The organism is Streptomyces sp. NPDC048417 (assembly GCF_040651615.1).
GTDB lineage: Bacteria > Actinomycetota > Actinomycetes > Streptomycetales > Streptomycetaceae > Streptomyces.
This window is the reverse complement of record NZ_JBEZKI010000040.1, coordinates 1-11933: the sequence shown is the minus strand read 5'-3', so window position 1 is coordinate 11933 and position 11933 is coordinate 1. Positions and strand designations below refer to the sequence as shown.

Genomic DNA, 11933 nt, shown 5'->3' with positions numbered 1-11933 from the left:
TGTGCCGCCGGCACTGCTGCTGGTCCTGCTGGCCCTGCTGCCGGCCGCCGGCTGCGGCCTGACGAGCGGCTCCCCCATGGTCGACGACGTGACACCGGGCTCGATCGGTGCTGGTGAGCCCCTCAAGGGTGCCCATCTCACCGTCACCTCCAAGGAGTTCACGGAACAGCTGATCCTCGGCGCGATCATGGGCATCGCCTTCGAGGCGGCGGGCGCGGAGGTCCTCGACCGCACCGGCATCCAGGGGTCGATCGGCGCCCGCGAGGCGGTCAGGTCCGGGGAGGCCGACGGGATGTACGAGTACACGGGCACGGCGTGGATCACCTACCTGGGCAACAGCCACCCCATCCCCGACCCCCAGCGGCAGTGGCAGGCGGTCCACGACGCCGACCTGCACAACGGCCTGACCTGGCTTGCGCCCTCCCGGCTCAACAACACCTACGCACTGGCCATGAACCAGGCCAACTTCGCGAAGTACGGCACGAAGACCCTGTCGGACGTTGCCGCGCTGGCGAAGTCGGACCCGGGCGCGGTGACGCTGTGCGTGGAGGGCGAGTTCGCCAACCGCGCCGACGGCCTGCCCGGCATGGAGAAGGCGTACGGCATGAGCGTGCCGGCGAAGAACATCACGCAGATGGACACCGGGATCATCTACACCCAGGTGCAGAAGGGCAGTTGCACCTACGGCGAGGTCTTCACGACCGACGGCCGCATCAGGTCCATGAACCTGGTGGTGATGCAGGACGACAGGAAGTTCTTCCCCAACTACAACGCGGCACCCGTGATCAACACCAAGGCCCTGAAGAAGTGGCCGGCGATCGCGACGGTCCTGGACCCGGTGACGGCGAGGCTGGACAACACGGTGGCCCAGACGCTGAACGCGAAGGTGGACGTCGCCGGGGAGGACCCGCACCAGGTGGCGCTGGACTGGATGAAGGCGGAGGGGTTCGTGAAGTAGGGAGGCACCGGAGGGAGTTACAAAGAAGTCGATGCAAAAGATGCGTTGCAAAGGAGCCTTTGCATAGCTATCTTTGTACGCATGAACGAGCCCCAGGACTCCCAGGTCCGCAATCTCGACGCCCGCTCCCTGCGCGGGCTCGCTCACCCGCTGCGGATGCAGTTGCTGGACGCGCTGCGCTTCGGCGGTCCGGCCACCGCCTCCCAACTCGCCGAGAAACTGGGCGAGTCCAGCGGGGCCACCAGCTACCACCTGCGCCAACTGGCCGCGCACGGCTTCGTGGCGGACGCCCCCGAGCGGGGCAAAGGACGGGAACGCTGGTGGAAGGCGGTCCACAAGGGACTGAGCTTCGACGACTCCCTGCTCACGGACACCGATCCGACCGTGCGCGGGGCGGCGGACGTGTACCTCCACGAAGTGGCCGGCAGCCAGATCCAGAACCTGTCCACCTGGCTCGGCAGCCGCACGGCCTGGCCCGAGGAGTGGAACCGCGTCTGGGACATGAGCAGCGCGACGCTCCGGCTCACCCCGGACCTGGCCCAGGAACTCATCTCCGAACTGCACGCCGTGGTCGACGGCTACCGGGACCGCGTCCCCGAGGCGGACACCCCCGACGCCGAGCAAGTACGCATCCACACGCACCTGTTCCCCATCGAGACGGACTGAGAGGCCCACGCCGATGCTGCACCCCGAGACCCACCTCACCCTGCACCACACCCGCACCGCCGAGCTCCGCGCCGAGGCCGCGGCCCACCGCCTCGCCACCGAGGCCAGGCCACCCCGGTGGGAACTCCGCATCCGCCTCGGCTGGACCCTGGTGGAAGTCGGCCTGCGCCTGGCAGCGCCGACCCCGGCAGTCGCCCCGTAAGGGGCGCGGGGAACTGCGCGACCAGCCCCCACCGGCGGGTCAGCCGAAACTCAGCAGCCAGGAACGCTCTTCCCGTTCTCCAACGCGACCAAGTCGGATACAGCCCCCTTGAGACTGGTCACCGGCACCAACCGCAACCCCTTCGGCAACTCCGCCTTGGCGTCGGCGCACTCGTCCTTCGGCACGAGGAAGACCGTCGCCCCGTCCCGCCGCGCGGCCTGCGTCTTCAGCGCGACCCCGCCCACGGCCCCCACCGTGCCGTCGGCGCTGATGGTTCCCGTACCGGCGATGTTCTTCCCCCCGGTGAGGTCTCCCCCGCTGCCGTTCCCGTCCAGCTTGTCGACGATCCCGAGCGAGAACAGCAAACCCGCACTCGGTCCACCCACGTCCGCCAGCTTCAAGGTCACCTTGACCTTGTCGGCGCTGAGATCCAGGTACTTCAGCGCGGCCTGCGCCGCCGCGTCCTGCGACTGCTCCATCTGCTCGGTGTTGTGCTGCTCGATCTCCTTGACGTTGCCGCCGCTCGGATACACCGAGTCGCGCGGCATCACCGCCCGGTCCGTGCGGAACCAGTTGCCGAGGACGTCGCCCAGCGACACCCGGGTGTCCGGCCCGGTCGCCTCGATCGTCGTCATCCGCAGCTGCCCGCCGGTCGTCCGGGTGGGCGCCCCGGAGACGGTGATCACCGGGGTGCCCTGGTTGTCGCCGAGCACGTTCGCCGTCATCCCGGGCTGGGCCACCGAGAACGGCAACGGCGCGAAGACGGCCGTACCGATCAGAGCCACGACGGGAACCGCACAGACGGCGACGGCCTGGAGACGCGTGAGACGTGAGAGCACGGAGTCAATCTAACGCGGCGACGTGGCAACCACTTCAGGCCATCGCCCCCGGCCCCTCGCCGGACCCTCACCGGCGCCTCAGCGCAACGCCTCCGCGACCTCCCGCGCCGCGTCCATGACCCGCGCCCCCACCCGCTCGGGCACGGAGTCGGCCAGCATCACGACGCCGACGCTCCCCTCGACCCCGGTGACCCCGAGCAGCGGGGCGGCCGCACCGCTCGCACCGGCCTCCAGTTCGCCGTGGGTCAGCGTGTACCCGGGGTCGTCCTTCGGCGAGTGCCGTGCGGACAGGATCGCCCTCCCGGCGGCCCCCCGGTCCAGCGGGTGCCGGAACCCGGCCCGGTACGCCACGTGATAGTCGGTCCAACTCGGTTCGACGACCGCGACGGCGAGCGCCTCGGTCCCGTCGACCAGCGTCAGATGTGCCGTCGCCCCGATGTCCTCGGCGAGCGACCGCAGGGCCGGCAGGGCGGCCTCCCGTACGAGCGGATGCACCTGCCGTCCCAGACGCAGGACGCCGAGGCCGACCCGGGCTCGCCCGCCCAGGTCACGCCGTACCAACGCATGCTGCTCAAGCGTGGCGAGCAACCGGTACACCACGGTCCGGTTCACGCCCAGTTTGGTGGAAAGCTCGGTGACGGTCAGCCCGTGGTCCGTGTCGGCCAGCAGCTTGAGGACCCTGAGGCCCCGGTCGAGCGTCTGAGAGGTCTCCGCGGTCACGACGCCCACTCCTTAGGTGGTGAGGTCGGCAGCCTCCGACGCGGCGGATGCGTCGCCGAGTCCCGTCAGCGACGCGCTTCAGAGGCCGCCGATCGGCAGGACGGCCCGGCGGCTCCGGGCCCAGTCGCTTCACGGCTGCGCTCCGCGGCGGCGCTGCCACGGGGCGTGTGCGTAGCCGGACAGTAGCGAAGGGGGTTCGCTGAGCGGAAGCCTCCGTCCAGAATCCGGTCACGCTCCGGTACGGACTACTTCGGTATGTGATGGTATGCGCTCAGGTATCGCGCCCGAAAAGGCGCGAGGCCATGTCGATGCCCGGCTCCGACGCGTGGGCGGGAACAGCCCCCGCTCACCCGGGGCCGACCGGCTACCTCATCCGCGTGGCCCACTCCTGCACCTTGGCGATCCGCTGCCGGAGCTGTCCCGCCGTGGCCTCCGCGCTCGGCGGCCCCCCGCACACCCGGCGCAGCTCGGTGTGGATCACCCCGTGCGGCTTGCCGCTCTGGTGCACATACGCGCTGACCATCGTGTTCAGCTGCTTCCGCAGCTCCATCATCTCCTTGTGGGAGACGACGGGCCGCCGTTCCGCGGGCAGTTCCAGCAGGTCGGCCTCGTCGTCCGGCTTCTTGCGGCTGTGCGCGATCTGCCGGGCCTGCCGCTTCTGCAACAGCAACTGCACCTGGTCGGGCTCCAGCAGTCCCGGGATGCCGAGGTAGTCCTGCTCCTCCTCGCTCCCCGGGTGCGCCTGCATACCGAACTCGGCGCCGTCGTACAGCACCCGGTCGAAGACGGCCTCGGACTCCAGCGCCTCGAAGGCGAACTGCTCCTGCTCGCCGGTGTCCTCGTCCTGCTCCTTGTTCGCCTCCTCCATCTCCTTCTCGGACTCGGCGTACGGGTCCTCCTCGCCGTCCTTCTTCGGCTTGTCGAGGGCGTGGTCGCGCTCGACCTCCATCTCGTTGGCGAAGGTCAGCAGGTCGGGGACGGTCGGCAGGAACACGGACGCGGTCTCGCCACGCCGCCGGGACCGCACGAAACGGCCGACGGCCTGGGCGAAGAAGAGAGGAGTCGAAATGGTGGTGGCGTACACCCCGACCGCGAGCCGGGGGACGTCGACGCCCTCGGACACCATCCGCACCGCGACCATCCACCGGTCGTCGCTCGCACTGAAGTCGTCGATGCGCTTGGACGCGCCGGTGTCGTCGGAGAGGACGAGGGTGGCCTTGTTCCCGGTGATCTCGCGGATGAGCTTGGCGTAGGCGCGGGCGGATTCCTGGTCCGAGGCGATGACCAGGGCCCCGGCGTCCGGGATCCCCTTCCGCACTTCCGTCAGCCGCTGGTCGGCGGCGCGCAGCACCGCCGGCATCCACTCACCGCGCGGATCGAGCGCCGTACGCCAGGCCTGGCTGACGGCGTCCTTGGTCATCGGCTCGCCGAGCCTGGCGGCGATCTCGTCCCCGGCCTTGGTCCGCCAGCGCATGTTGCCGCTGTAGGAGAGGAAGATGACGGGCCGCACGACATGGTCGGCGAGCGCGTTGCCATAGCCGTAGGTGTAGTCGGCGGCGGACCGCCGGATCCCGTCCTGCCCCTCCTCGTACGTCACGAAGGGGATGGGGTTGGTGTCGGACCGGAAGGGCGTACCGGTCAGCGCCAGCCGCCGGGTCGCCGGCTCGAACGCCTCCAGGCAGGCCTCGCCCCAGGACTTGGAGTCACCGGCGTGATGGATCTCGTCGAGGATGACGAGCGTCTTGCGCTGCTCGGACCGGTTGCGGTGCAGCATCGGCCGCACCCCGACACCGGCATAGGTGACGGCGACCCCGTCGTACTCCCGGCTGAGCGGTCCGGCGCTGTACTCGGGGTCGAGCTTGATCCCTATCCGCGCCGCCGCCTCCGCCCACTGCTTCTTCAGATGCTCGGTGGGGGCGACGACGGTGACCTGCTGCACGACATGGTGGTGCAGCAGCCAGGACGCGAGGGTCAGCGCGAACGTCGTCTTGCCGGCGCCGGGCGTGGCGACGGCGAGAAAGTCACGCGGCTGCTCCTGGACGTACTTCTCCATGGCCCCCTGCTGCCAGGCACGCAGCTTGCTGGCGGTACCCCAGGGCGCCCGGCCGGGGAAGGCCGGCGAGAGGTGATGGGAGGACGAGGAAGCAGAGGCAGACATAGGTGTGGGCCCGGAGGGCCCTCCGTTGAGGGTGGTGGCGGGCGACGGGCGGGCGGTAGTCACGGTCTCCGTAGTAAGGGGGTCGGGCGGCTACGTATGCGTATGACAACCGGGCCACCCTACCGGCGCCCCATGGCGGTCAACGCGCGGACAAGCCCGTCTCCCCCTCGGGTGGGACCCACGTCACAGATCACGAAGCCGGGTCGTCACCCAGACCCCGACGAGCGCCACGGCGGCCATCGGCAGGAACACGACGGCGAAGGCGACCGGATGAGAACCGGAACCGGCCGTCCCCGTCATGCTGCCGCCGCCCAGGGAGGCGAAGGCGGCGCCGGCCACCGCGAGCAGCACGACGTTCGACAGGGCGTCGGAGATCTGCAGGGCGGCCGAGTTGGCGCCGGCCTCCTGCGGGGTGGAGAGCCGCAGCATCAGCACGCTGGACGAGGCGATCACCAGCCCCATCCCGAAGCAGCCGAAGCCCCAGGCGACGGCGACGATCCACACCGGCACGCCGTGCACGAGCACGCTGGGCGCGGTGGCGATCGCCGCGGCGACCAGCACCATCCCGAGGGTCATCAGCCGCTCCCGGTACGGCGCCACGCGCGGCCGCGCCTGCACCCACGAACCCAGCGCCCAGGTCACCCCGCCCGCCGCCAGCGAGAACCCGGCGAGGGTGGGCGACAGGCCCCGCTGGGTGACGAGCATCAGCGGCACGAAGGACTCGGCGGAGACGAACGCACCGGCCGCGACCCCGCGCAACAGGACCACCGACGGCAGCCCGCGGGCCGCGCGGTAGGTCCCGCGCGGCAGCAGCCCGAGTACGGCGGGGACCAGCAGCGCACCCCCGACGACCCCCGGCAGCAGGGAGACCCACCGCAGGTCCTGAGCCGCGTACTGCAGCAGCCCCGCGCCGAGAGAGATACCGAACGCGAGCCGGATCCGCCGGCGTTCGAAGGTCTCCCGCGCCCGCTGCGCGACCGGCCCGCCGGCCCGTCGCCGTATCTGGGGAAGGGCGAGCGCCACCGGAAAGACCACGAGCACGGGGATGCCGAGGAACACCCACCGCCACCCGAGGTGCTCGGTCACCGCCCCGGCGGCCAACGGCCCGACGATGGACGGCACCACCCAGCCGGCGGCGAAGGAGGCCATGATCGCGGGCCGCAACCGCTCCGGATAGGCCCGCCCCACGACCACGTACAACGCGACGATGACCAGCCCGCCCCCGAGCCCCTGCACGGCCCGCCCCAGGATGAACACCCACATGACCTGAGCGGTCCCGGCGACGACCAGCCCCGCGGCGAAGGCCCCGATCCCTGTCGTCAGCGCCCCGAGCGGCCCCCTGCGGTCCGACCACTGCCCGGACAGCACCATCCCGAACAGACTGGTCGTGAAGTACCCGGAGAAGGCGAACGCGTACAGCGACACCCCGTCCAGCTCCCGGGCGGCCACGGGCATCGCCGTCCCGACGGCGGTCGCCTCGAAGGCGATCAGCAGCACCACGGACACGATCCCGACGCTCAGCGCCCGGTACGACCGCCCCAGCACACCCTCGCCACGGGCTGCGTCATCTGTCGTCTCATCTGCGACAACGGCGTCGCTGGGCTCAAGTGCGGTCATGCTCACCACGGTAAGGCCCAAGCCCCGCTTTGACCCCTGTCGCGAGCCCCACCTCACCTCGGACCTTGGTCGTAGCCCCCCCGGTCCGCCCCCCATTCATGAACGCCACATGGCAGTCCCGTTGCAGCCCCACCGCCCCTCTTGAGCCCCTCCCCCACCCACCCGTACCTTCAAATCACCGACACGGCCGAAGGGACGAAGTCGGCAACGGCCGTGTGCCCGAGTGGTTTAGGGACTCGCCTGCAAAGCGAGTTACGCGGGTTCGATTCCCGCCATGGCCTCTGGTTGCGTGACCAGGCAGAACGAAAGGGCGTCACTCCAAGAAGGGGGTCGCCCTGTTGGCCCTCGTCTCAGTTCCCGTCTCAGTCAACGCGCTCGGGGAGCGACCGCGTGGTGACACCGCTCCACGAGAGTCGCCCCCGAGTCTGTGAAGCTGCCCCAGAACGGGTTCGATGCCTCGTGGGTCATCGCAACCGTGCTCGTGCATCGGCCCAGCGACTTCCGTGACGGCAGCGGTGTGCCCAGCCCCAACGGCGGAGCCCGGGCATCAGAGTAGCCACATGAGCGGTCGGACTAAACCTAATCGCGCATGGACAGGCCGACACCGCGGATAATCTCGTCAATCGTTCCCGTGACCCCGTGGGAGACTTTCTCGCGGTGCGTCCCCTTCGGCACCACCAACTCTGCAACGACCAGATCGTCGAGCGCCTCAGCCAACGTCCCACGGGTAATCTCACGGCAACAGAATTCGAGCATGAGGGAACGGTCGACATACGTATTCCGATCGTCGCTGGGCCGAGGCCTGCCCTTTACAGGCTTGCCGCCACACCCCCAGCCGGCCAGATCGCCGCTACCGCTGTATCGGTCCGCACACGCAACTCATCCGGCCGATCATGGTGAACGACAAATACCGCGTCAGCGTCCGTGCAATTCTCCGGCGGGCTGTAGAGCTAGTACTCCAGCCGGACTTCTGTATTTCTGCTGGTCAACGGCCCAGCGGTGGGGAGTGTAGCGGGGGTGCGCCATGGATGGGACGGTCTTGGGCCGGCCGTCCACCCAACGTGTGCTCGCGCCGCATGTAATGACCACCCTCCGAGCAGTCCGTAGTGGTGATCCACGACGTACCGACGAACGCCTGGGACCTGGAACTCGAAGAACTATTCCTGCAGACCGGAGCCCGGGCGAGTTCCCGGTCACGCTGTCGCTTTTGCGCACGACACGCGGGGTCGGTGTCGCTGCGGCCAGGGTCACGTTCCTGGACATCCCGCCCCGCGAGTGGGAAATGGCCCTCCGGCCCGACGAGGACCTGGGGCTGCTCGGCGAGGGCCAGTTCTACGGGGTTGGCGTGGATACCGGCACAGCGGCTTTTATGGATGCGACTCTGACGGTGATCGAAGACCAGCTGGACGAGGACCTGTTCATACCCCTCGCCAGCCATTTCACCGTCGAACTGCCCAGCACGGAGCCCGAGCCGAACCTCATCGCCTTCCGTGCCGGCCGGGGCGACGGGGCCTACCCCGTCTGGATCGGCCGCACCGATGACGGACAGGTTGGTTGCGTCGTCGTCGACTTCCAGCTCCATTCCGCCGACGGGGGAGAGTAAAGAGCCGCCGACCATGGGCGCGAGGCCGCACTGCCCGAGACTGGGACCGCGGCGAACCTCCAGAGTGCACACGGCGATTGAGGAGCTCGACAACTCGATCATCGACTTCGGCCTGGTGGACGCCTTCCCGGAGGACGTCAAGGAAGCTGAGCGTCACAGCTGATAGACGAGGTACCCCTTCGCCCCGGTCGTCGTGCGGGGAAAGCCAGGGCCTGTCCGGCGGATCTTCGTGGCGTCCCCGGTCGCATATGCTGAGGCCGTCGCTTCTGATACCCGGCGCCCCGTCAAGGAAGACCAGTTGACTCCGCATTCCCTTGCGTTCTACATGGACGTGGTCGCCTCCGGAACGGTGCTCGGTGCCAATCCGACGGACAGTCCCGACCGGGTGACCGCGATGCTGGGTTCCGATTTCGCCGAGAACTCCCTTGACGACCACAGCCTGTGGCGCGACTACGGAATGGCTGAGTTCTTCTGGATTCGGGAAACACCGGACCATCCTTGGGAGGGGCACCACTTCACCTTGCAGGTGCATCGGCTGTCGTACTTGGGCGGCAGCATCGTCAACAGGGCAATTCGCGACCGGTACGGGCGCTTCGACCGCCACCTCCGGTTCGACAAACTGGAGCGGCTGCTGGGGAAGCAGGGTGTACCCCTGGAAGACGCCCCGGACGTGAATGCTCCGACCTTCACACGGCACTGGCAGCCTGCTTCACAGGTGTCCGTCATGGTGTTCCGGGCTCACGAAGAATGGCGACAGCGTCGGCGCGGCGACGACCGTATCGGAGATGTGTACACCATCCAGTCATCGGTGAGTGCCGAAGGGGTGGCGCGGGATAGGGAGCGCTACGGCCGTCAGGACAGCCGGGAGCTGTCCGGCAGGTCCTCATCGGAGCCATAACCGCATCGCGGCGAGGGTGACGGTGCCGTGGAAGACATACGCTCTCTTGTCGTACCTGGTCGCCATGGCCCGGGAGCCCTTGAGCGCATTGATCGTCCGTTCAACTTCGTTTCCGCGCTTGTAGATCGTTTTGTCGAAGTCAGTGGGTCGACCGCCGCGACAGCCGCGGCGCTTGCGGTTGGCCCGCTGATTGCCTGGCTCGGCAATCGTGTGCTTGATCTGCCGTCTCCGCAGGTAGCGGCGGGTGCGGCGGGAGGAGTACGCCTTGTCACCGCCGAGATGGTCTGGCCGGGTGCGGGGACGCCCGCCGTCGAGGCGGCCGACGCGGATACGTTCCATGACGGGGATGAGCTGCGGGGCGTCGCCCCACTGACCCGGAGTGATCAGCAGGGCCAAAGGGCGACGCCCACCTTCCCCAACCAGATGGATCCCCGGCCGCCATCGAGGAACAGGTCTGCGAGCTGAGGCGGGCCAGCAAGCTCGGGCCGGCGCGGATCGGCCCGGTCCTGGCCCTGCCCGCCTCGACCGTGCACCGCATCCTGACCCACCACGGCCTGCACAGCCTCGCCTGGCTCGACCGGCCCACCGGCACCGTGATCCGCCGCTATGAACGCGAGCGGCCAGGTGAACTGATCCACATCGACGTGAAGAAACTCGGCCGGATCCCCGACGGAGGCGGCCACAAGGTCCTGGGACGGGACGCCGGCCGCCCGATCCGCAGCATGGGATTCGACTACATCCACTCCACGGTCGACGACCACTCCCGCCTCGCCTACAGCGAGGTACACCCGAACGAGAAGGTCGCGACCTGCGCGGGCTTCCTCACCCGCGCCGCCGCGTTCTTCCATGCCCACGGCATCACCCGCATCGAACGGGTCCTCACCGACAACGCCTGGGCCTACCGCAAGGGCCTGGCCTGGAAAGCCGCCCTCCACCAACTCGGCGCGACCGGCAAGCTCACCCGCGCCTACCGGCCCCAGACCAACGGCAAAGTCGAACGCTTCAACCGCACCCTGCTCGACGAATGGGCCTACCTACGGCCCTACACCTCAAACGACGAGCGAACAGCAGCCCTCGACACATTCCTTCACACCTACAACTACCATCGCTGCCACACCGCACTCCTAGGCCAGCCCCCGATCAGCCGCGTCAACAACCCTGCGGGTCAATACACCTAGGGCCCGTCGTTTGGATCATCTGGTAGTTGGCCAAGGCTACTGACTGGAGAGTCGATCGCAGTGCCGATCGCGGCGTACGCGTCGGCGCGGAGGACTTCCCCGAGGGCTCACTGGACCAGTTCGATGTGGGGATGCTCCGGGGACGCAGGGCAGACGTGGAGTTGCAGGCTGTAGGCGCTGGCGATGTCGAGGACAGTGAAGTTCGAGGGCGGGGTGCCGAGGAGGAGCGGAGTCGGGTTCGTCCGTTCCTCCTCGGGCATCCAGCTCTTGCTGCCGGAGTTCCATTCCGAGGACGCGATGGTGAGGAGCGGGGTCGTCTCGGTGCCGCATTCGGGGCACGGGCGGGGCATGGGGTCGGTGAGGCCCCAGCGGGTCCAGCCGCCGGTCTTCCACCCGGGGGCGTGGCACAGGTTGCGGAAGTAGAACTCCTGCGGGTCCAACGCGCCGGTGCTGTCCCACGCGAATCCGGCTGTCTCCCACAGGTTCACGTCGCCCAACTGCTGCTGCAGTTCCTTGCTCAGCTCCAGGGGGCTGGGGTATTCGGTGATCTGTTCCGGCGCGAGCAAGCACGGTTCCGGCAGGTACCAGTCGAACTGGATCACGGGCGGCTCGGGCGGGGCCTCGAGGACGTCGGTGACGGAGGCGGAGGAACGCCAGAAGAGGGCGGTTCGGGGGTGTGCAAACTCCTCGTGGTCGCAAGGGCACCACAGGACCTGGAGAAGGTCGGCTCCGGGAGGGCTGGCCGGGAGAGGGACGTCGCGGGCGTAGAGCTGGGCCACGGGGATCATGGGAATCGGGCCGTCGAACCACGGGTGGCCCTTGCGGAGCCGCTGCTCGATCTCCCGTTCCTCGGGCGTGATCGCGGGTGCCTGGGGGTCGCGGAGCCGCCGCTCGGCCGCTGCTGCATGGATGCGACGCAGGATCCGGATCTCGTCCGGAGAGTGCATCTCGTCTGCCGCTTCACTGTCGTGCGGCTCTACGCAGTGGGGCCACGGCTCGTCGGCGGTCCGGGCTCCACCTGTTGGCCGACCACGACCCGCAGTTCGCTCAGCGTGCCGGTGACCGGGGCTGTGATCCGGTGCTGCATCTTCATC

Annotated in this window: 12 protein-coding genes, 1 tRNA gene and 2 pseudogenes; 7 read left to right on the top strand and 8 right to left on the bottom strand. The window is 68.9% G+C overall.

The genetic code is table 11. The annotated features are described in order from the left end of the window. Positions 1–76: 76 nt before the first annotated feature. From AB0D59_RS43480 to AB0D59_RS43470, 3 genes are all read left to right on the top strand, one after another. The gene (locus AB0D59_RS43480; RefSeq protein WP_362577028.1) at positions 77–958 is read left to right on the top strand and encodes a glycine betaine ABC transporter substrate-binding protein; all 882 of its coding nucleotides are present in this window, start codon (positions 77–79) and stop codon (positions 956–958) included. Between the two features lie 81 nt (positions 959–1039). After that, positions 1040–1624: a helix-turn-helix domain-containing protein gene (locus AB0D59_RS43475; RefSeq protein ID WP_362576907.1), complete on the top strand. Its 585-nt coding sequence runs from the start codon at positions 1040–1042 to the stop codon at positions 1622–1624. 16 nt (positions 1625–1640) lie between these two features. Then, positions 1641–1826: a hypothetical protein gene (locus AB0D59_RS43470; RefSeq protein ID WP_362577027.1), complete on the top strand. Its 186-nt coding sequence runs from the start codon at positions 1641–1643 to the stop codon at positions 1824–1826. 50 nt (positions 1827–1876) lie between these two features. Here the strand turns inward: AB0D59_RS43470 and AB0D59_RS43465 are convergent, their stop codons facing one another. From AB0D59_RS43465 to AB0D59_RS43450, 4 genes are all read right to left on the bottom strand, one after another. Beyond that, positions 1877–2665, bottom strand: coding sequence for a S16 family serine protease (locus AB0D59_RS43465; RefSeq protein WP_362576905.1), 789 nt, complete (start codon positions 2663–2665; stop codon positions 1877–1879). A gap of 78 nt (positions 2666–2743) precedes the next feature. After that, entirely contained in the window at positions 2744–3385 is a 642-nt protein-coding gene (locus AB0D59_RS43460; protein WP_362576903.1) for a helix-turn-helix domain-containing protein, read from the bottom strand. 364 nt (positions 3386–3749) lie between these two features. Beyond that, positions 3750–5543, bottom strand: coding sequence for a DEAD/DEAH box helicase (locus AB0D59_RS43455; protein ID WP_362576901.1), 1794 nt, complete (start codon positions 5541–5543; stop codon positions 3750–3752). Between the two features lie 183 nt (positions 5544–5726). After that, positions 5727–7160: an MFS transporter gene (locus AB0D59_RS43450; RefSeq protein WP_362576900.1), complete on the bottom strand. Its 1434-nt coding sequence runs from the start codon at positions 7158–7160 to the stop codon at positions 5727–5729. Positions 7161–7369: 209 nt separating this feature from the next. Here AB0D59_RS43450 and AB0D59_RS43445 point away from each other — a divergent pair. Next, a tRNA-Cys gene (locus AB0D59_RS43445) sits at positions 7370–7441 on the top strand. 298 nt (positions 7442–7739) lie between these two features. On the opposite strand, the gene AB0D59_RS43440 is transcribed toward AB0D59_RS43445, so the two are convergent. Further along, positions 7740–7916, bottom strand: coding sequence for a hypothetical protein (locus tag AB0D59_RS43440; protein ID WP_362576898.1), 177 nt, complete (start codon positions 7914–7916; stop codon positions 7740–7742). 268 nt (positions 7917–8184) lie between these two features. On the opposite strand from AB0D59_RS43440, the gene AB0D59_RS43435 reads away from it, so the two are divergent. Together AB0D59_RS43435 and AB0D59_RS43430 are read left to right on the top strand one after the other, a co-directional pair. Beyond that, positions 8185–8763 (top strand): DUF4241 domain-containing protein, encoded by a 579-nt coding sequence (locus AB0D59_RS43435; RefSeq protein WP_362576896.1) that lies wholly within the window; start codon positions 8185–8187, stop codon positions 8761–8763. A 298-nt stretch (positions 8764–9061) separates the two neighbouring features. Beyond that, on the top strand, positions 9062–9661 hold the full coding sequence (locus tag AB0D59_RS43430) for a hypothetical protein (RefSeq protein ID WP_362576895.1): 600 nt from the start codon (positions 9062–9064) through the stop codon (positions 9659–9661). On the opposite strand, the pseudogene AB0D59_RS43425 reads toward AB0D59_RS43430, so the two are convergent. Then, positions 9647–10090 (bottom strand): annotated as a pseudogene (locus AB0D59_RS43425) (transposase); the annotation flags it as partial. The gene AB0D59_RS43430 and the pseudogene AB0D59_RS43425 sit on opposite strands and share 15 nt — an antisense overlap. On the opposite strand from AB0D59_RS43425, the pseudogene AB0D59_RS43420 reads away from it, so the two are divergent. Next, positions 10090–10839, top strand: a pseudogene (locus AB0D59_RS43420) (IS481 family transposase); the annotation flags it as partial. The pseudogenes AB0D59_RS43425 and AB0D59_RS43420 overlap by 1 nt on opposite strands. A gap of 107 nt (positions 10840–10946) precedes the next feature. Here the strand turns inward: AB0D59_RS43420 and AB0D59_RS43415 are convergent. Continuing rightward, positions 10947–11786: a hypothetical protein gene (locus AB0D59_RS43415; RefSeq protein WP_362576893.1), complete on the bottom strand. Its 840-nt coding sequence runs from the start codon at positions 11784–11786 to the stop codon at positions 10947–10949. A 29-nt stretch (positions 11787–11815) separates the two neighbouring features. Further along, positions 11816–11926, bottom strand: coding sequence for a hypothetical protein (locus tag AB0D59_RS43410; RefSeq protein ID WP_362577025.1), 111 nt, complete (start codon positions 11924–11926; stop codon positions 11816–11818). Positions 11927–11933: the final 7 nt, after the last annotated feature.

Excerpts from the sequence above, each read along its gene's own strand:
- AB0D59_RS43480 (WP_362577028.1), top strand. The coding sequence starts at position 77 with ATGGTCGACGACGTGACACCGGGCTCGATCGGTGCTGGTGAGCCCCTC.
- AB0D59_RS43475 (WP_362576907.1), top strand. The coding sequence starts at position 1,040 with ATGAACGAGCCCCAGGACTCCCAGGTCCGCAATCTCGACGCCCGCTCC.
- AB0D59_RS43455 (WP_362576901.1), bottom strand. The coding sequence starts at position 5,543 with ATGTCTGCCTCTGCTTCCTCGTCCTCCCATCACCTCTCGCCGGCCTTC.
- AB0D59_RS43450 (WP_362576900.1), bottom strand. The coding sequence starts at position 7,160 with ATGACCGCACTTGAGCCCAGCGACGCCGTTGTCGCAGATGAGACGACA.
- AB0D59_RS43440 (WP_362576898.1), bottom strand. The coding sequence starts at position 7,916 with ATGCTCGAATTCTGTTGCCGTGAGATTACCCGTGGGACGTTGGCTGAG.
- AB0D59_RS43435 (WP_362576896.1), top strand. The coding sequence starts at position 8,185 with ATGGATGGGACGGTCTTGGGCCGGCCGTCCACCCAACGTGTGCTCGCG.
- AB0D59_RS43415 (WP_362576893.1), bottom strand. The coding sequence starts at position 11,786 with ATGCACTCTCCGGACGAGATCCGGATCCTGCGTCGCATCCATGCAGCA.
- AB0D59_RS43410 (WP_362577025.1), bottom strand. The coding sequence starts at position 11,926 with ATGCAGCACCGGATCACAGCCCCGGTCACCGGCACGCTGAGCGAACTG.